Genomic DNA, 17692 nt, shown 5'->3' with positions numbered 1-17692 from the left:
AAACATGTAATGGATTTCATATTTTTAAGTATCTGTTTCAATGTCATCTATTAAGCAGACAGGAGGTTTAAGAATGCTGAAGCAGCTTGCAATCAACTCCAACACGTATCACGGCTTTTCACTAGAAGAGGCAGCCAAAGGCGCCAGTCAAGCAGGATTCACACAAATTGAATTATCTGCTGTCAAAGACCATACCGCTCATGTCCTGCCGGAAATGTCATCCAAACAGCTTCGAGAAATCAAAGAATTGCTTCAGGAATATAACATGCAATGCATAGGAATTGGCGCCCATAGCAACGTCATAAAAGCAGAAGGAATCGACAACTTACTAAAAAGCATCGACTTGGCCGTTGAATTTAATTGCCCCTATATCATTACAGCCACAGGTAATTCCCATCATGACTCCGATACCATTGAGGACGAAAGGGTGCTAGCTGAGAATGTAGAACCTGTCATTCAAAAATGTGAAAAGTTAAATAAAACCCTTGTATTAGAAACTCATGGAAACAACTATGCGACAGGTGTTGCATTGAAGAAACTAGCTGCTTCACTAAATAACCGCGTCAAAATAAATTATGACACCGCAAATGTAATTTTTTACGGAAATACCATGCCCTATGAGGATTTAGAAGCCTCCGCTGATTGTGTGGCATTTATCCATCTTAAGGATAAACGCGGTGCTTTTAATGAATGGAACTTCCCTGCGATAGGGGATGGCTATTTAGATTTTCGGAAAATCTTTCGTATATTAAAAAATGTAAATTACAGTGGACCAATCAGTGTAGAAATTGAATTTACCCCAGCAGGTCCAGCCAATCTAGATGAAGTTAACGAAGCAGTAAAAAGGTCGTATACCTATCTTTCAAGACTACTAGAGTAAGGAGGACCATATGAAAACCATTGGCCTCGTCGGTTTGGGATTTATCGGCAACATGCACCTGAAAGCTTATCATTCACTTGAAAACTGTCGGGTTGCGGCAATTTGTACGAGAAGTGAAGTAGAAGACAAGGAGATCACCGGTCTTTTTAATGTGCCCTTTGTATCTGACTATGATGAGTTATTGCGTCGCATGGATATCGATATCATTGATATTTGTTTACCTACTTTTTTACACGAAGAATATATTGTCAAGGCGGCAAGGGCGGGGAAGCATATTATTTGCGAAAAACCGCTAACGTTATCCTTGGAATCTGCTAAACGGATTTTTAAAGAGGTTCAGGATAATGGCGTGAGATTATTCGTCGGCCACCTGCTCCGCTTTTGGCCAGAATATCAAATCATTAAATCCTATAGCGAATCCGATCAATTAAAGGATATCGAAATCGTTCATGCGCAGAGGTTAGGGCAGGCTCCGGCATGGAGTGATTGGTTTCAGCATCCAGAAAAAAGCGGAGGTGCTTTGTTTGACCTCCATATTCATGATATCGATTTCATTTCATATCTGCTCGGCGAAGCAGAATCCGTTTATGCAGTAGGCACGAAAAACAACTATGGTGCCTGGGATCATATCATGACAACCCTCCTTTTTAAAAATAATCGAAAGGCATTTGTTGAAGCCTCTCATCGAATGCCAAACGGCTATCCGTTTACAATGTCGTTAAGAGCACAGGCTGTCCAGGGCACACTAGAATATCGTGTGGCAGCAGGTGAGAATATTGAGCAAATCAATCATCAACAGTTTGTTTACTACAATGATAAAGCCAATTCTTCCATAGATATTGTTGATGGGGATGCCTTTCAAAATGAACTATCTTATTTTGTCCACTGCCTGGTAACGAATCAAGAAAACGATGTGATTCCTCTAGAAGATGTACTTTATACGCTTAAGCTGTTAAAGGCGATTGAAGCATCGTTAGAAACCGGACAGAAAATCTCTCTCTACTAACTATTCAAACATACCTGCATACCCAGCAAAAATTCCTCTTACATGTGAGTGTTGTTCCTCTTCCTATTGGTTTTATCCTGTGATAGATTACAAAAATGTGAAATTAAGGGGGTTATTGAATGAAAAAGACGTTCTATCTCTTTTTGCTGCTTGTATTGTGCTTGATTCCAGTTTTAAGTGCTTGTAACTCAGAAAAAACAAATGAAGGCGGCGGTACTGGCTCAGAAGATGATTCAGGAGAGAAGAAGTATAAGGTAGGGATTCTCGCACCAGCCGTTACACATGGGTGGGTCGCGGCGGTTGCTTACCATGCGGAAGCACGTGCAAAAGAGCTTAACAGTGAAATTGAGTATCAAATCCAAACAAGCAGCAATGCAGAGGAAATGACAACTCAGCTAGACGATCTCATGACCTGGGGAGCAGAAGCCATTGTCGCCTTCCCGCAGTGGGAAGGAATGGAAGTGCCGATTCAAAAAGCAATCGATGAAGGAATTAAGATTGTGAATTTTGATATCGTCATCGATTCAGAAGATGTCTATCGTGTAGCCGGTGACAATGAAGATATGGGCATTCAAGGGGCGAAATATGTTGTAGACAAAATCGGGACAGAGGGAAATGTCGTCATTCTTGAAGTGCCTTCATCCGGCTCCGTTTCAGAACTAAGAGGGAAGGGCTTTACTGAAACAATGAAAGAAATTGCCCCTGATATCGAGCTTCACACGTATGCGACACAGTTTACACGCGAAGACGGCTTAAAGGATTTTGCAGATATTTTAACAAGCCTCGATAAAATTGATGCCGTCTACTCGATGGATGATGAAACGTCTATCGGTGTCCTGCAAGCAATCAAAGAATCGGGCAGAGCCGATATTAAAGTCGTAACAGGCGGAGGCGGTATGCAGGAGTATTTCAATATGATGCCTGAAAATCAAGACATCTGGATTCAATCGGCCCTATACAGTCCTGCAATGGTCAAAGACGCTGTAGACGTCGCCCTTAAAGTACTAAAAGGAGAAGACGTAGAAAAAGAAACAATCATCCCAACAACCATCGTAGACAGAGAAAACTATAAAGAATTCCTAGACGAAAACTCCCCATACTAAGTCTTAATTTCATAGAAAAGCAATAACGATCAAAGAGGGGGTATGGCACTTGCTGTAGCCTCTCTTTTGTAAGGAGAGGCAAGTAAAAGGTGCTTGCGTATTTCATTGTTCAATTATTTGTTTGGCAATATCTATGATTTCATTTTTGTGTTGTTCTTTAGGAATTTCATCGTTCATATAAGTGACCGTGTAAGAGACTCCATCTAAGTGGAAGGATAGGGATTTATTTGTATAAAAAGCAATTACATCACTGCTTAATTTAACCCCTTCTGAACTAGAATGATCGGATTCTACTTCACTATTAATAGCAGTAATCATTAAAATAATTGATTTTCCAGAGTTGCTTTTTGAGGAGGTTTTAAATTCAACCATTAATTGCTTGCCATCATGGGACATATCATTAATAGTAGGCGGTTGAAAAGGTTCAGCATTAAAAGGCAGAATTTCCGGTAATGTCATTTTGAATGGAATAGCTGAAAGTCCTTCTTTAACAGAAGGTGCTTGATAAATAATTGGCATCCTTTCCTTTTGTGTATCTGTCACATCATTCATTTCAATCTCCTTTAATTTAGACGTATCGAGAGTTCCGCTTTCATTAAATTGACAGCCGACAAGTAAGAATGAAACAAATGCAGATACAGTAATAATTCTCTTCACAAAAGTCGCCCCCATTCAATTCGTTACTGTTCAATACGAATTTACTCTAAAAATGTTTCAATATTCTGGTTATAGCATTCGGCATAAATTCCGAACCCCTATTAAAAACAGCGTTTCAAATTAATTGTTATTTTTAAGATTGTATACTGATGAAAAAAATCTCGGTTGATTGTAGCGGAAGGTGCGAGACTCCAGCGGGAGTAGTGGGACAGGTGAGACCCCGCAGACGCTTTAGCGTCGAGGAGGCTCACCGCCCACCCTGCGGAAAGCGAGCATCCTGGAGCGGAAATCAACCTATCTAAAAAACCTATCCGGATGTGATTGCATGATTGAAATGCGAAATATCAAGAAATCCTTTGGAAACAACGATGTCATAAAGGACGTTTCTTTTACAATTAAAAGCGGTGAAATCTGCGCATTACTAGGCGAAAACGGCGCAGGAAAATCAACATTAATGAACATCCTCGGCGGCATCCATCAAATGGATTCAGGCGCTATCCTTGTCAATGGAAAGGAAGCTGCATTCCATACCCCAAAACAATCACAGGAAGCCGGAATCGCCTTCATCCATCAGGAATTAAACCTGATTAACGACCTGCCCATTTACGAAAATATGTTTTTAGGAAGAGAGCTGAAAACAAAAAGAGGGAGTCTGGATTTAGAAAGAATGCAGCAAGAAACAGAAAAGATTTTTAAACAAATGAATGTAAATCTCGATCCTGCAATAATGGTTCGCGAGCTAGATGCTTCCTATAAACAAATCGTTGAAATCTGCCGTGCCATGATGACGAACGCCTCCTTCATTATTATGGATGAGCCCACGACGTCATTAACAGATCAAGAAATTGAACGGGTCTTTAAAATGATGAAAACATTAAGCGAGCATGATGTAGGAATTATCTTTATCTCTCATAAATTGAATGAAGTCATGCAGATTTGTGATCGCTATATCGTACTCCGAGATGGAAACCTTGTCGCAGAAGGAAATGTTCATGAAGTGAATACGAATGATCTTGCCCGTTTTATGGTTGGCCATGACGTAAGGACTGAGCCGTTAAACAGAGAGAAAAAAATCGGCAGAGAGATTTTGCGAGTAGAAGGTCTTTCAAATAGCCCTTTCTTTAGAAACATTAGCTTTTCGATTAAAGAAGGGGAGATTGTTGGCTTTACAGGTCTTCTTGGCGATGGACGAAGCGAACTCTTTCAATCGATTTTTGGAGCGGAAAAGATCTCGTCCGGAAAAATCTATCTGAATGATAAAGAAGTGAAAGTGACGAGTACCCAACAGGCAATTAAAGAGGGCATTGCGTATCTACCTAGGAACCGCAAGGAAAATGCGATTATTAAGGATATGGATATTATCGAGAATGCCTCCATCGTTACATGGTCAGCTTTTTCAAACAATGGCACGATCAATAGAAAAAAGCATGAGGAGGTATTTGAAGAACAGCGCAAAGCTCTACGAATAAAAATGGGGGAGCTGACGGACAGCATTACGAGCCTTTCAGGCGGAAATCAGCAAAAGGTAATCTTGGCTAAATGGCTGGCGGCGAAGCCTAAACTGCTTATCTTGGACAATCCTACTCAAGGGGTGGATGTCGGGGCGAAGGAAGATATCTATGACATTATCTTGAAGCTTGCGGAAGAAAATATCGCCATCATCGTGCTTTCAAGTGAAGCGAATGAGATTATACGTCTATGTGACCGGGCACATGTTATGTATCATGGTGTCATTCAAGGGGAAGTGGCTTACGAAGAGATGAGCGAGCATTCGATTATGCAGCTTTCTACTGGCGGTCAGCTGACTATCGCAAAGGAGGGATAAATAGGAATGAAACCTAGTCTGAATCATGCCGCGATAAAAAATAAGCGCAGCTTTTTTCAATGGTTTAAATACAAGTGGTCTAGTGACCCGCTTTTTAGCATTGCGATTGCACTCATCATCATGATTATCCTGCAGACATTAGTTTTAGGATTTGATTATGATTCCTTTGGCAGCTGGTTTCAGGCATGGATTAACAACTGGATCAACATCCTACGAAATAATGCCGCAACAGCGATCGTTGCTTTAGGGATGACTTTCGTGATTATGACAGGCGGGATTGATTTAGCTGTCGGCTCTACCCTCGTTGTAACTGGTGCGCTTTCGATGATGCTACTTGATACAGGAACGAAAGGGTTCTTGCTGGCAATGGGGATCACTGGAGTCCCAGCATTTGCGATTACGATTCTCGTTGTTCTACTTTTTGGTTATTTATTAGGCTCTTTAATTGGCGTATCGATTACAAAAGGAAAAGTGCCGCCATTCATTGCTACCTTAGGTGCGATGATGATCTTTCGTAGTGTGACACAGCATTTTATGCAAGGGTATAATCCGAAAGTGCCAACAGAGTTTTTACAGATTGCTAGTTTTAAGATTGGCAGCTTCATGATTATGCCCATTGTTTATTGGGCCATCATTGCTTTCATCTTATACTATGTTTCGAAACGAACGACGTTCGGAAGACAAATTATTGCGGTTGGCTCAAATGAACGAGCGGCTAAGCTTTCTGGCATCCATGTCGAAAAGGTAAAGCTGCGTGTATATGCGCTCATGGGGCTCCTTGTCTCAATTGCAGCGATCATTCAAGTGTCCAGAATTGGCTCAATGGATTTCTCAAATGCAGGCAGAGGCATGGAAATGGATGCCATTGCAGCAGCCGTAGTCGGCGGAACCAATATGATGGGCGGAAGGGGCTTTATCCTTGGAACTGTTTATGGAATGCTGATCATTGCGGTGATGAATAATCTCTTAAACCTATTTGGTGTCCCTCCATTTTTACGAGAAGCCTTTAAAGGCGTGATCGTTATTGCTGCCGTGCTTTTGCAGAAGAAGGAGAGGACTTCGTGAGTAAGCTTACCTAGATAGTATTAACAGAAGTAAAGTTGGCTGGCTTGAACACTAGTCCATGTGCAATTGAATTAGCAAACCAGTAAATGCTTCACCTATACAAAGGATATGTTTAAGGAGATATCTATTGCGAACAAAGCACCTGCCCACCAAATAGGCTGGGCAGGCGCTTTGTTCGTATCCTTTATGTAACTCTTCGCCCTACCGATGCTGGTCCACTAGAATCTGATTGCCATCTGGATCTTCTATTGTAAAGTGTGCTGGCCCTTCGCTTGATTCATCCGCTTCAGAAAGTATGTTAACTCCTTTTTCTTTAAGCTGCTTTTGAAGGTCGCGAATGTCTGTAAATGATTCTAGATTTTCAGCATTTTGATCCCAGCCAGGATTAAAAGTCAGGATGTTTTTTTCAAACATTTCTTGAAATAGCCCAATGATGCAGTTTTCATTCTTCATAATAAGCCAATTTTGGTCAATATTGCCCCCTAGCACTTGAAAGCCTAGTTTTTCGTAGAATGCTTTTGAAATATGAATGTCCTTTACAGTTAAACTTACAGAAAATGCACCTAGTTTCATCTTATTACCACCTTTTATTAATGATAAATTTAGTATAAAGGAGTAAACGATAAAAAGAACTCAATTAGAGTTCTTTTTATTACTATTTGGCTGGGATAGATGGAAGTCCAATCTTATTAGACCTACATGTACCCGTAATCTTCAACAAAACCATCCATTTGCTTTAACTAAGGAATTAGTTTTTCTTGTTACCTGGTGCAAACCAGCCAATTAGAGCAATACCTACTAACACTCCATAGAAAATAAGAGTCCAAGTGGTACTGTGGGGAAAATGATGTTCTAAAAAACCAATATCCTCATGTGCTAGGGTAATTACCGCAAGTTTGACACCGACCCAGGCTACAATTGCATATGCTGTTGTCTCTAAAGCTGGTCGCTTATCAAGAAGTTGAACAAACCAAGTTGCTGCATACTTAATTAAGATTAGGCCAGCAATACCCCCAAGAAGAACAACAATAAACTGCCCTCCATCCATCCCCCCGAAATCATCAAGAGGTGAATCTGGAAGACCTAGGGCAAGTGCAACTGCAGCTAGAATAGAATCAACTGCAAAAGCGAGGTCTGCTAACGCAATTTTCCCAACGGTGGGCAAAAAACCTTTACCTGCTGCTTCTTTTGCATCGTCCTTATGAATGTTCTTATTTTCCTTACCGAACCTTGCCTGTATGACATGCTTTAATCCGAGGTAAAGAAGATAAGCCGCTCCTATCGCTTGAATCTGCCAGACGTTTGCAATAAATGAAATGACAAAAAGTGCAGCAAAGCGGAATGCGAATGCCATAATAATTCCGTAATTAATCGCTCTTTTTTTCTGATCATTAGGTAAATGCTTGGCTATGACAGCTAATACAAGAGCATTGTCGGCCGATAACAACCCTTCTAATCCAATTAGAATTAACAATGTCCAAGCATATTCTAGCCATATTGAGTCCATCCGTTTTTCTCCTTTTAACACTAAAATTGTTTTTCTAGCTATAGAATTTCCTAATAAACCACAGGTAATCCTAGAAAATATTGCTTAAACATTTGAGGTTATTTTAGTCTACAATGTGTTCTTATAAAATATGTTGAAAAAACATCCGTTTACAGCAAAAATTTTCCGTGTATAAATGTAATAACTTAAAATGAAAAAACGTTAATCCTTCTATGAATTAACGTGATTTTAGGTGAATAATAAACAAAGGTAGTTACTTTTGGGTTTAGCATTTTGCTAAAGTTACCATGTTACTCTCCTTTTTATACACTGGTGCTAATTCTCATACAAATGAGCGGTATCCATAACCTCTATTAGTTTGGCAGCATTCCTTTCTAAATAAGCAATCATTTTATCAGATAGGGCATTTCCAAAACTAAAGCGTTTCACTCCTAATTCTTTAAGCTTATTACAATTTGTTAGGCCAGGCAGAGACAGCACATTTAAAGGTGCATTCACATGTATCGTGATTTCTTTAATCTCATCATCCGCCATTAAACCAGGAACAAATATCCCACTCGCACCACTTTCAACATATGCCTTTGCACGTTCAATTGTTTCCGGTAGAGGACTTTGCTTTTGCAAGTATGTATCGGTTCTGGCGTTTATATAAAAATCCTTATACCCTTGATTTTCTAATGCTGTTCTTATCCTATTTAAAAGATCACTGTGCACAGATAACTCTTTTAATCCATTTTGTTTTTTTAAAGAATCCTCAAAATTGCTTCAGCAAAGAACAACTGATTTTATGAATGGATTTTTAAGTAAAGAGGATAAAGAATTTACTGCAAGAGTTGCACTAAAGGAGGATAGCAGCATTCATCTAATTTTTCCTACTAAAGAAGATAAAACGATAGGAAAATGTCCATTGTGCCAGGGAAGCGTATTAATAGGAAAATCCTATTATCTATGCGAAAACTATAGACAATCTTGTGATTTTATTTTATCTCCTACATTTGGAAAGAAACAAATTCCCGTAAAACAAGTGTCAAAGCTTTTAGAAAAGAATATTACCGATACTATAAAAGGTTTTAGAAATAAAGATGAATCTAAAACATTTGATGCTAAATTATCTTACGATACAAAAGAAAAAAGATTAAAGTATATTTTTGAAAAAAAAATAAAAAAATCACAGTAAAACTTTATTTAAGACCCACTCTCACTGAGAATGGGTCTTTTACAATATGATTTAATCGATCTTCTGGTCATGTGTAGCTATAAAATAAAGATTGATAAAAAAACTCATTTCTCTTCACATTCAACAGCAATCAAAAAACCGTTATTTTGAAAAGAGATTGATCAAAATGACGGTTTTTTGTTTGATTAAATATAAATTTTTATAATAAAGTTTGTTCATTTCTTATTGAACTAAAGCCCCCGTTAATTGAATAAGAATTATTCTTACTCTTTACGGTTACTTTAACTCATGTGAATGACTGTTCCATACTGAAGCAATTTTAGTTTTTTTGCCACAGATTGGGATGCGAAATTATCCCACGAAGTACTATATAGAGCAATTCGTCCTTGTTTTTGTACTGCTGCTGCCCAAGCATTTGTAACATCTATACCGTATCCTCTTCCTCGATAATCTTCATGTGTAAATAAACTTGCTTCGTCTGCTTTTGTAGTCTTCCTTGCACTACAACAAATCGAAACAGGAAAATTGTCTTCAACTATTACAAAACAAGGTTGCTTATACTCAAAATCCTCAAATGTATATGGATAATAAGGCTTTAAAAGTTCTTTATTTTCATGAGTTACTTGTATTGCTTGAGCATGAGCCGTGTCCCTTTTATTAGGAAACACATACGCATGTCCAATCCAAAAATTACTTAATGGACGGTATATACTTAAAACATTGATTACTTCTCCTAGATTAGCACCAGGATCTGTAGCTATAACCTGTTCTAGCTTCTCTACAAGACTCTCATCCAGCGCATTTGAAAACCTTATAACACTTCCAATGTTGGTGATACCAACGAAAATTCTAGGTGCATTATCATACGGTGGTTCATTTACGACTGTTATTCGATTTTCAGTATCGTGTTTAAATAACACATTAACATGATGTTCCATCAATTCTAAATCAGATAACATAAACATTCCTCCAGAATTTTAACGTATCAATCTAGGCTTAGTTTTTATCTTTTGCTGTATTAAACGCACCCTTTAGTTTAATAAGCATTATGAATTAGCCGTCCATTCACTTTTCGTTTCGGTTTCTTGATTTGAATACTCAACATAAAGTAATTTCATAGCATCTATAATTTTTTCATCCGCTACTTTCTCTTTATATCGACTAGGCAAGTCTTTTGCACCCAAAACATACAATAATGGATTTTGAGAGAACTCTCCAATTATCCCAATATCTAATACAACATTTTCTAATCCACCTGTCATATGATTTAAGTGATGGGTTGGTATTCCTTCTATTTCACCTTGTTGTCTAACTAACCCATTAATAATTGGAATCCATAACTCAGGATTATTTTTGTATCCTAGAAATATAAAACGCAAAAGTTCTAACATCTGACTCAATTCACCATTGTTATCTAAATCAATTGGATTTCGAGTAATATTTATATTTTTAAAATTTGATTTAATTTTTTTATTAATCTTTTCCCATCCGCCACAAAATTGAACAATTTTATTCGCAATGAAACTATCGTGACAGGCTATCATCACTTCAACGGCATCTTGCAGTGCCAATGTTTCTCTATTCTGAAAGTGAGGATATAGTTCATTACTATCTTCTTTTGGATTAAAACTAATATCTTGTACAATGTCATTCCATTTATATTTTCTTTCTGCTACTAATTGTGTTACACAAAAAGCAATTGCAACTTTAGCAGCAGAAGCAAGAGGTACAAGTAATTCTTTGTTCAATGAACAAACTATATCCTGTTTTAATTGTGAATAAATAATAATTCCTACTTCACCTGATTCAATTTCCTTTAATTTATCAAGAACTTTCTCCATTTTAGACCCCACTTTAAACTATTTTATATTCACTTATTCTCTCTTTAGTAAAATATCCCTTCTTAAAGTAAACTGCTTCTATAGTTAAAGAAAAAAATCCTGTAAAAACAGGATTTTAATCAAACTTTATTATAAATGATCAATCTTTATTTTAAATAAGCGTACTTTGTTTTTAATGATCAATCTTTTTTATAAGACTACATCATGTGTATATCTATCTAGAGAAGATTGCATATAAAATAACTTTAAAATATTTACTATGAAACTAGTTATGCAGTGCTCAAATTGCAAAAACAGTCATTTTTAGTCGTAATTATTAAAGAGGATATTTGGAATAAATGGATAATTACAACAGTAACAAATATATTATATGGGGGAAAATCATGAAAAAATTTTTGTTTTATTTGTTCAGTTTTATGATTATTCTGTTTTCCGTATCAAATGGGAGAATCTATGCACAGGATGATCCAGTATTGAATCCTACCGACGTAGTAAAAAAACTTGTCGAATTTGAAAATAATCAGGACTGGACTAACCTTTCTAATTTATGGTCGGCTGATATGAGAGATACAATAAGTGAATTCTTAAATAATCCTGAGAATAAGAAACAACACATAGGTCTATTCAATATTGAAAAAGCATCTTTAGTAGCACAAAAAGAGATACCCGAGGAATATAAAATGTTATTTCCTAATATGGATGAATCTTCTCTTTTATACTACATTGCAGTAGACTATAAGGTTTTTGAAGAAGATGTTTTTCATATGAATGGTGTTAATTATTTTTTAGTAGAATTAGTTAACGAAAATAATGATTGGAAGATTAAACAAGTACAAAATGCTCCAATTGACATACTAAAAAGTTATGAACTAGGATTTAACTCAGAAGATGAAAAGGCAATGTTAGATGTAATTAATAAGCGTTATAAAGGGGAATATTTAAATAGAAATAATACAGTTCTTGAAATTAATAGATTATCTGAAGATGAATTAACTAAGATCCGTGGTAAGGAACCTTTAACAAAAGAACAAATATCTGAAAAAGTTGGATTAGATGAAACGAGTTCTACTTCCCAATCATTAGTTTCAATTGCTACAACCGCAGATCATGTTGCACCATCAAGTATCAAGGTATATATGACACAGTATACCAACACAAATGCATATGGTTGCAGTGCCAGTTGTGTTAAATCTGTAAACTTTAGTAGCTATGTAAAGAACGTACTTCCAAATGAATGGAGAATAGAATGGCCATCCAATTCGTTAAAGACTGGTGCATTGGCTGCTAAAATGTACGGATGGTATGGAGTATACTATCCATTAGCTAGTCCAGTAGGTGCTCATGTATATGATGATACTAGAAGTCAAGTATATCTCTATAATACTGAAAGAGCAGCAACAACAACAGCTGTAATTGAAGTAGATGGTATAGGATTGCACAGAAAAGACAATAAAGCTCTTTTCCTAACAGAATATGTTGCTGGAACATCTGGGTCCCCTGGTACGCAATCTTCTGGTAGAGTTTCCCAATGGGGAAGCAAATATTGGGCTGACAAGGGTTGGTTACCGTATGAAATATTAGGCTACTACTATAACGGCTCCAGTAAAGTTGGAGGTTCAGGAAAAGAATTTGAATTTTTCAATTACTAAGAAGCAGAGGGTTTTCTTCCTCTGCTTTTTTATCCGCACCTACTAATATTAAATAAAATACCAGATACCCTATATCCCTCCTTATTAAAGGCATCAACTGAAAGATGGTACAAAATACTCTCATCTTTTTTAAATTTATGTTTAATTGTAAACACATCATTCTTTCCGTTAGTTTTACCTATTAAAAATTTTTTAGAAGCTGTCCCCGTTCCTGTAGGAGTAAGATAAAACAACATTTCTTTAGTATTTTTAGCAATTACTTCAACAGTAAGTTCTTTTTCGCCTTTTGGAATACATACCCATCTATCCTTAATTTCATAAGGAAAAGTTTTATATTCAATGATTTTTGGTTCCAATATATTTGCTTCAGCATTTGTTATTTGACTTATACCTAATAAATGACTACCAATTAAAAGAAAAACCATAACTAATATTACTTTATAAATTGTGTTCATGTGCAACCCCCTTATTACTAATTATTTTTTTATTTTTTTATTTTTTTATTAAATTTATTCATTGTTCTCAAATGTGGTCTGTTTAAGTACGGTTTTATTTGTTGTAACAAAAAAGAATAAAGCATAAAAGCCGATATTCATTTTGTTAGTAGGACCATTACATTTAAGACCTGCAGCTGAATATATCAGCTGCAGGTCTTAAATCCTTAAGGACTTGGGTATTGATCTTAGCTTGTTATAACTGGAATGTCGGTATGAACAATTTGCATAGTATTTTGTATTTCTAAGTAACAATATCCCTTAATAAAAGGACGAGGGGAATGTAACTTTTCCATGTCAATAAAATAATATGGCACTTTTAAATCCAATATAAAGTCACTGTCTCCAATTTCTGCTATTGCTGCAAATTCATTTTCGGCCACAATTGAATAAATCATGTTCTGTGGGGTAACTTGATTTTTAAACACATAAACAATCATAATTTCCTCCTATCACCAAAAAAAGCACCTAGTTGAAGGTATAATTAAATACCCCAACTAGGTGCTTCCTTAATTGGTTTTTTGTAATATATTGTTATATTATCAATATACTTTGAGTTTTAATTAAGGTCAATAGTAAAAGATCTAATCTACTTTAGTCTAGAAAAAAGAAGTATATAGTGTCATTGAATTGTATATATAATTATGGTATAATTATGTATATAAGGTTCTTACTTATAAGTTACTAAAGGGGCTGTCAAAATGACAAAATCAGTATCAAAAGCAATCAAAGAAGCAAAAGCGTCATTAGCAGTTGAGGGGCTTTACATGAAGCCTGAAATTGAAAAGTTAATTGAAATGAAAATGACAAACAAAATTTCAGAAGAAGAATTCAAATATCGAGTAACAGGAAAATAAACATATGTCTGCAGATAAATATGTTTATCCTGGGACGAATGTATTAATCAATCTGTTTGATGAAAGGGATCCTAAAAAGCTAGAAGCATTTGAAGTAGCATTTACGGGTCTCCGTCTTGCTGAATTATCGGTAAAGCCAATTATTGGCTCTTTTGATTTGTCTCACCTTAAACAAATTCATAAGTACATTTTTCAAGATATTTATCCATTTGCTGGCCAGATACGCGATGTTAATATTGCAAAAGATTCTTTTCAATTCGCAAATGTTCAGTATATCCAAAGTTCATCTATGCAAATATTTATGGATCTGAAGAAAGATAAACACTTAAAAGGGCTTTCTAAAGAAGAATTTTCAATTAAAGCAGCTAAATATTTTACTGATATTAATATTCTTCATCCGTTTAGAGAAGGGAATGGAAGAACGCAGCGAGAATTTATTCGGTCATTAGCCGGCCGAAATGGATACGAATTAGACTGGAGTAAAGTAAGCGAAAAACAGTTATTTGATGCTTCAGTTAAAGCTGTTGTAAATGAAAGCCCTTTAGCACAACTAATTAGTAAGTGCATATTGAATGAAAAGCCTGAACAATCTTTAGTGCAATCATTTGTTAGAACTGTAAATCGTGACCGTTTTCTTGAAAGATAAATGTACACTATCTGGTTTATTTGTTATTATATAGATATAAAATAATACACTTTGAAGAGGAACACCCTCATGCGAATCCCATTAACTATGGTTATTGGGATCGTATGAGGGTGTTCTTTTTTTATGGAGGGAAAACGATGGATAAAAAAGAGATAGATTACTTACTTGGGAATGAATATTTGTATACACGAACAAAAAGTATTATTAAGGAAAGGAATAAAGAAGAAATCTTATTTTTACATGCTGCTCTAATTATAAAGAAATATCGAATGGATAGTGATTCAAAAATCTTTAAAAGTATGAAACCTATATATTCTGAATTAATTGAACTCCCCATATCGAAAATGCCGGAGTATACAAAATTATTGAAAGTGTGAACAATTGGAATAGATATGAAGAAGGAAGAATTTTATCGATTGCTGCAAGAAGCAAAGAACGATATTGAGGCGTTGTTTACATACAAAGCATTAGAATAGGAGAGTTTTTTAGAAGGAGCTGTGATAGAATGATAGGGTAATAGAATAGAATAACTCAAGGGTGGTCAGCATTCCCGTTTCTTGTTCCTCTTTTATAGAGAATCTAAGAATTAAAGGGGGTGCTGCGTGTGAGCGTATTTCAAGCGTTAGTAATTATGATAAGCTTTTCAAGCTTGATTGTTGCTGTTATCGCGTTATCACAAAAAAAGTAAACCGCCCTTGAGCCTGCAAGCAATTGGCGGTTTACCGTTCTGAGTTGCTGATCGCCTTTGAGGCGACGCTATTTTATTACGGCCGTTTGGTGTTACTAGCACCAGACGGTCTTTTTAATTATATTCGTTTATATGAATATTATACTTTGACTAGACGTTATTTTCAACTTTAGTATAATCTAGTTCTCTACAACTTCCTTATATTCCTCAATTTTTAAGGAGTCCATTTTTTTCTCTTTCTTATCCTTTACTTTGACATTACCGTACTCAGGAGCAATAATTCTGTAAATATTTTCTTGATCGTCATAAGTTACAGAAAATACATAGGAGTTACCAACTTCTAAGAACTGGTCATTTTCCGTCCACTTCACTAATGCTTTTTGTTGATTATCATATCCAATTCTTTGGGCTATAAGAACTTCTTCAGTTTCGATTTCACCTTTTAGATTTGAATCAACCTTTATTAAAAAAGGAGTATAAACACCAATTTCATCCTCTACTAAATCTTTTTGTTCTAGTACGGTCCCTACAAAGACATTTTCAGCTGTGTCAACAACTTGGTTTTTATCGGTAATATCAATCGACCACTCTGCATTTGCAACTACAACTCTATCTGGTTTAAATAAATATACATAGTAGAATCCAGCAATAACAAACGAACAAATTGTGGTAAAAGTAAAGAGTTTAAGTTTTTTCATTTTCATCCTCCTACCATCTATCATTATAGTCTTCTTTATCGTGGGCTTGGATATTCTGAACTTCTGATGAAGAACCATACATAATAATCCCACTATAACTAGAACTATCATGATCATCTAGTCCTAGTGCATGCCCTAATTCATGTGTCGCGGTTTTATTATTCCAAGTTGACTTTCTATCTTGCATAACACGGTCATTAAATTTAATTGAGTCAGCACCAATTGCATTATAGGACCATGTTCCACTGAAAGTTTCAGTAGAGTATACATCCGAATAAGTTAAATCTTGGATGGCTGTTGCTGAATCTGGAAGAATATCTACAGAACTGAGTGAATTCCATTGAGAGTTTGCATGGGTCCTATTAGTACTATATTTTGTTGAACCCCCATATCTTATTTCTCCGTTATCAACAGATGAATAAGTCAATGTATGTCCCGCACCAGTGGCTGCTAGAACACCAGAATAAACCCAAAAACTAGTACCAATAAATATTGCTAGACCACATAGTAAAACATTTCCTAAAACTTTCAATAAAAACACACCCTCTCCCTTTTTCTTAATACTTACAGGTTTATTCTACCATTTCATTTTTGGAAAATTCAACTAAATATTCAAATATTTGTAAAAATTTGTTACAATTATGGTATAAATATAAAAATATGTAAACGGGAGGATGAAAGCAATGACTCAATCTATTAGTAAAAAGTTTAAGATGTTACTTGCAGGTATAGTTACTACACTTTTAATCCCATCATCAGTTTTTGCAGAAGAAGGACCAGAACGTGGACCAGGAGAGTGGGATTCTATTGGATACGCACAATCAATACGTATTCCTACTAATGGTTTTGCAACAACGCAAACTGTTAGTTCTGGAGGAGGTAACATAAAAATTAGAATATCAAACGCTTCTCCTGATAATGTTTATAGAGTTTGGTTATACGAAAAGGATGATGATGGATACGATCCAGTAGTACCTTATGCTAAGTATGGTTATGGAGATTATGAGATTACATGGGACGTTTCTGGTTTTACTGATGGTTCTGATGGAAAGGCCGAAATATTTGCTCATATTGGATATGGTTCCGTTGAGGATGATGTAACAATTCAATTTTTTGACTGATAATTAAAAAAGGACACTTTTTGTGTCCTTTTTTTGTGGTATCAATATTACTAGTTATTTGAAACTAATTCTTTAAGCTTTTTTGCATCGATTTCACTTAGTTTCCCGTAGCCTTCTTCAGAACTTTTTATTTCTGCCTTACCTGAAAACCAAACTCGTAATTCGTGTTTAATTTCAACTTCTTTTTCTTTTTTATAGTAAAGAGTAATTATTATGTCTTCTTTTCTCGACATTTCAACTTTTGTATTTTTTTCCCATTTAATATTATCTAATATTTTAAGGATGTTTGTGATTTTTTCCTTGTTGTCAATTTCAAATGAATTTTCAATAGTTCCATCTGAGTTTAAATGTTGAATTGATATCTTTTCGACATTTGAGCTATTATTACAGCCAAATAGTGCTAGGAAAGTAAGAATAATAAAACTATAAAGTAGAATTCTTTTCATTTAATCATTCTCCTTTTTAAAATAATATGATA

At 35.7% G+C, this 17692-nt stretch carries 22 protein-coding genes and 1 pseudogene; 12 read left to right on the top strand and 11 right to left on the bottom strand.

Annotated elements, in window-relative coordinates:
• Positions 1–73: 73 nt before the first annotated feature.
• From FI644_RS01990 to FI644_RS01980, 3 genes are all read left to right on the top strand, one after another.
• Positions 74–880: a sugar phosphate isomerase/epimerase family protein gene (locus FI644_RS01990; protein WP_053474986.1), complete on the top strand. Its 807-nt coding sequence runs from the start codon at positions 74–76 to the stop codon at positions 878–880.
• A gap of 10 nt (positions 881–890) precedes the next feature.
• Positions 891–1886 (top strand): Gfo/Idh/MocA family protein, encoded by a 996-nt coding sequence (locus FI644_RS01985; protein WP_142107935.1) that lies wholly within the window; start codon positions 891–893, stop codon positions 1884–1886.
• A gap of 119 nt (positions 1887–2005) precedes the next feature.
• A complete protein-coding gene (locus tag FI644_RS01980) occupies positions 2006–2989 on the top strand; it encodes an ABC transporter substrate-binding protein (protein ID WP_142107934.1) in 984 nt (327 codons plus the stop codon).
• A 102-nt stretch (positions 2990–3091) separates the two neighbouring features.
• Here the strand turns inward: FI644_RS01980 and FI644_RS01975 are convergent, their stop codons facing one another.
• A complete protein-coding gene (locus tag FI644_RS01975) occupies positions 3092–3646 on the bottom strand; it encodes a hypothetical protein (RefSeq protein WP_056683247.1) in 555 nt (184 codons plus the stop codon).
• A 325-nt stretch (positions 3647–3971) separates the two neighbouring features.
• Between FI644_RS01975 and FI644_RS01970 the strand changes: the two genes are divergently transcribed.
• Together FI644_RS01970 and FI644_RS01965 are read left to right on the top strand one after the other, a co-directional pair.
• Entirely contained in the window at positions 3972–5471 is a 1500-nt protein-coding gene (locus tag FI644_RS01970; protein ID WP_053474990.1) for a sugar ABC transporter ATP-binding protein, read from the top strand.
• A gap of 6 nt (positions 5472–5477) precedes the next feature.
• Positions 5478–6536, top strand: coding sequence for an ABC transporter permease (locus tag FI644_RS01965; RefSeq protein ID WP_053474991.1), 1059 nt, complete (start codon positions 5478–5480; stop codon positions 6534–6536).
• A 201-nt stretch (positions 6537–6737) separates the two neighbouring features.
• Here the strand turns inward: FI644_RS01965 and FI644_RS01960 are convergent, their stop codons facing one another.
• The 3 genes and pseudogenes from FI644_RS01960 to FI644_RS01950 all read right to left on the bottom strand — a co-directional run.
• Positions 6738–7109: a VOC family protein gene (locus FI644_RS01960; RefSeq protein ID WP_053474992.1), complete on the bottom strand. Its 372-nt coding sequence runs from the start codon at positions 7107–7109 to the stop codon at positions 6738–6740.
• 175 nt (positions 7110–7284) lie between these two features.
• Positions 7285–8043, bottom strand: a complete 759-nt coding sequence (locus FI644_RS01955; protein WP_053474993.1) for a TerC family protein — start codon at positions 8041–8043, stop codon at positions 7285–7287.
• A 315-nt stretch (positions 8044–8358) separates the two neighbouring features.
• Positions 8359–8805: pseudogene (locus tag FI644_RS01950) on the bottom strand (isocitrate lyase/phosphoenolpyruvate mutase family protein); the annotation flags it as partial.
• On the opposite strand from FI644_RS01950, the gene FI644_RS01945 reads away from it, so the two are divergent.
• Positions 8804–9220 (top strand): topoisomerase C-terminal repeat-containing protein, encoded by a 417-nt coding sequence (locus FI644_RS01945; RefSeq protein ID WP_053474994.1) that lies wholly within the window; start codon positions 8804–8806, stop codon positions 9218–9220. The pseudogene FI644_RS01950 and the gene FI644_RS01945 sit on opposite strands and share 2 nt — an antisense overlap.
• 281 nt (positions 9221–9501) lie before the next feature.
• On the opposite strand, the gene FI644_RS01940 is transcribed toward FI644_RS01945, so the two are convergent.
• Together FI644_RS01940 and FI644_RS01935 are read right to left on the bottom strand one after the other, a co-directional pair.
• Complete coding sequence (locus tag FI644_RS01940) at positions 9502–10179, bottom strand: GNAT family N-acetyltransferase (RefSeq protein ID WP_053474995.1); 678 nt, start codon at positions 10177–10179, stop codon at positions 9502–9504.
• An 87-nt stretch (positions 10180–10266) separates the two neighbouring features.
• A complete protein-coding gene (locus tag FI644_RS01935) occupies positions 10267–11061 on the bottom strand; it encodes a serine hydrolase (protein WP_053474996.1) in 795 nt (264 codons plus the stop codon).
• A gap of 383 nt (positions 11062–11444) precedes the next feature.
• Between FI644_RS01935 and FI644_RS01930 the strand changes: the two genes are divergently transcribed.
• Positions 11445–12710 (top strand): SpoIID/LytB domain-containing protein, encoded by a 1266-nt coding sequence (locus tag FI644_RS01930; protein ID WP_053474997.1) that lies wholly within the window; start codon positions 11445–11447, stop codon positions 12708–12710.
• A 29-nt stretch (positions 12711–12739) separates the two neighbouring features.
• Here the strand turns inward: FI644_RS01930 and FI644_RS01925 are convergent, their stop codons facing one another.
• Together FI644_RS01925 and FI644_RS01920 are read right to left on the bottom strand one after the other, a co-directional pair.
• The gene (locus FI644_RS01925) at positions 12740–13165 is read right to left on the bottom strand and encodes a hypothetical protein (protein WP_142107933.1); all 426 of its coding nucleotides are present in this window, start codon (positions 13163–13165) and stop codon (positions 12740–12742) included.
• A 227-nt stretch (positions 13166–13392) separates the two neighbouring features.
• On the bottom strand, positions 13393–13644 hold the full coding sequence (locus FI644_RS01920; RefSeq protein WP_053474999.1) for a hypothetical protein: 252 nt from the start codon (positions 13642–13644) through the stop codon (positions 13393–13395).
• 261 nt (positions 13645–13905) lie between these two features.
• Between FI644_RS01920 and FI644_RS26175 the strand changes: the two genes are divergently transcribed.
• The 4 genes from FI644_RS26175 (at position 13906) to FI644_RS27280 (ending at position 15395) form a co-directional block, all read left to right on the top strand.
• A complete protein-coding gene (locus FI644_RS26175; RefSeq protein WP_172797625.1) occupies positions 13906–14061 on the top strand; it encodes a hypothetical protein in 156 nt (51 codons plus the stop codon).
• A 4-nt stretch (positions 14062–14065) separates the two neighbouring features.
• Positions 14066–14707 (top strand): Fic/DOC family protein, encoded by a 642-nt coding sequence (locus FI644_RS01915; protein WP_053475000.1) that lies wholly within the window; start codon positions 14066–14068, stop codon positions 14705–14707.
• Between the two features lie 137 nt (positions 14708–14844).
• Positions 14845–15084: a hypothetical protein gene (locus tag FI644_RS01910; RefSeq protein WP_053475001.1), complete on the top strand. Its 240-nt coding sequence runs from the start codon at positions 14845–14847 to the stop codon at positions 15082–15084.
• A gap of 218 nt (positions 15085–15302) precedes the next feature.
• A complete protein-coding gene (locus FI644_RS27280) occupies positions 15303–15395 on the top strand; it encodes a putative holin-like toxin (RefSeq protein WP_369692261.1) in 93 nt (30 codons plus the stop codon).
• A gap of 179 nt (positions 15396–15574) precedes the next feature.
• Here the strand turns inward: FI644_RS27280 and FI644_RS01905 are convergent, their stop codons facing one another.
• Together FI644_RS01905 and FI644_RS01900 are read right to left on the bottom strand one after the other, a co-directional pair.
• The gene (locus FI644_RS01905; RefSeq protein WP_053475002.1) at positions 15575–16093 is read right to left on the bottom strand and encodes a hypothetical protein; all 519 of its coding nucleotides are present in this window, start codon (positions 16091–16093) and stop codon (positions 15575–15577) included.
• A gap of 10 nt (positions 16094–16103) precedes the next feature.
• Positions 16104–16625: a zinc metalloprotease gene (locus FI644_RS01900; protein WP_142107932.1), complete on the bottom strand. Its 522-nt coding sequence runs from the start codon at positions 16623–16625 to the stop codon at positions 16104–16106.
• 151 nt (positions 16626–16776) lie between these two features.
• Here FI644_RS01900 and FI644_RS01895 point away from each other — a divergent pair, with 151 nt between their 5' ends.
• Positions 16777–17214 carry a YndA family protein gene (locus FI644_RS01895; RefSeq protein ID WP_053475004.1) on the top strand — a complete coding sequence of 146 codons (438 nt, stop codon included), beginning with the start codon at positions 16777–16779 and terminating at the stop codon, positions 17212–17214.
• A 50-nt stretch (positions 17215–17264) separates the two neighbouring features.
• Here FI644_RS01895 and FI644_RS01890 read toward each other — a convergent pair whose 3' ends face one another.
• Positions 17265–17660: a hypothetical protein gene (locus tag FI644_RS01890; protein ID WP_056683264.1), complete on the bottom strand. Its 396-nt coding sequence runs from the start codon at positions 17658–17660 to the stop codon at positions 17265–17267.
• Positions 17661–17692 lie beyond the last annotated feature (32 nt).

This window comes from Cytobacillus solani (genome assembly GCF_006704205.1).
GTDB lineage: Bacteria > Bacillota > Bacilli > Bacillales > Cytobacillaceae > Cytobacillus > Cytobacillus solani.
Note: the sequence above shows the minus strand (reverse complement) of the source record. Positions and strands in the feature narration are given on the sequence as shown.

Bases quoted from the DNA above. Each gene is read 5' to 3' on its own strand.
- FI644_RS01990 (WP_053474986.1), top strand. From the start codon at position 74: ATGCTGAAGCAGCTTGCAATCAACTCCAACACGTATCACGGCTTTTCA.
- FI644_RS01985 (WP_142107935.1), top strand. From the start codon at position 891: ATGAAAACCATTGGCCTCGTCGGTTTGGGATTTATCGGCAACATGCAC.
- FI644_RS01980 (WP_142107934.1), top strand. From the start codon at position 2,006: ATGAAAAAGACGTTCTATCTCTTTTTGCTGCTTGTATTGTGCTTGATT.
- FI644_RS01970 (WP_053474990.1), top strand. From the start codon at position 3,972: ATGATTGAAATGCGAAATATCAAGAAATCCTTTGGAAACAACGATGTC.
- FI644_RS01965 (WP_053474991.1), top strand. From the start codon at position 5,478: ATGAAACCTAGTCTGAATCATGCCGCGATAAAAAATAAGCGCAGCTTT.
- FI644_RS01960 (WP_053474992.1), bottom strand. From the start codon at position 7,109: ATGAAACTAGGTGCATTTTCTGTAAGTTTAACTGTAAAGGACATTCAT.
- FI644_RS01955 (WP_053474993.1), bottom strand. From the start codon at position 8,043: ATGGACTCAATATGGCTAGAATATGCTTGGACATTGTTAATTCTAATT.
- FI644_RS01940 (WP_053474995.1), bottom strand. From the start codon at position 10,179: ATGTTATCTGATTTAGAATTGATGGAACATCATGTTAATGTGTTATTT.
- FI644_RS01935 (WP_053474996.1), bottom strand. From the start codon at position 11,061: ATGGAGAAAGTTCTTGATAAATTAAAGGAAATTGAATCAGGTGAAGTA.
- FI644_RS01930 (WP_053474997.1), top strand. From the start codon at position 11,445: ATGAAAAAATTTTTGTTTTATTTGTTCAGTTTTATGATTATTCTGTTT.
- FI644_RS01925 (WP_142107933.1), bottom strand. From the start codon at position 13,165: ATGAACACAATTTATAAAGTAATATTAGTTATGGTTTTTCTTTTAATT.
- FI644_RS01920 (WP_053474999.1), bottom strand. From the start codon at position 13,644: ATGATTGTTTATGTGTTTAAAAATCAAGTTACCCCACAGAACATGATT.
- FI644_RS26175 (WP_172797625.1), top strand. From the start codon at position 13,906: ATGACAAAATCAGTATCAAAAGCAATCAAAGAAGCAAAAGCGTCATTA.
- FI644_RS01915 (WP_053475000.1), top strand. From the start codon at position 14,066: ATGTCTGCAGATAAATATGTTTATCCTGGGACGAATGTATTAATCAAT.
- FI644_RS01910 (WP_053475001.1), top strand. From the start codon at position 14,845: ATGGATAAAAAAGAGATAGATTACTTACTTGGGAATGAATATTTGTAT.
- FI644_RS01905 (WP_053475002.1), bottom strand. From the start codon at position 16,093: ATGAAAAAACTTAAACTCTTTACTTTTACCACAATTTGTTCGTTTGTT.
- FI644_RS01895 (WP_053475004.1), top strand. From the start codon at position 16,777: ATGACTCAATCTATTAGTAAAAAGTTTAAGATGTTACTTGCAGGTATA.
- FI644_RS01890 (WP_056683264.1), bottom strand. From the start codon at position 17,660: ATGAAAAGAATTCTACTTTATAGTTTTATTATTCTTACTTTCCTAGCA.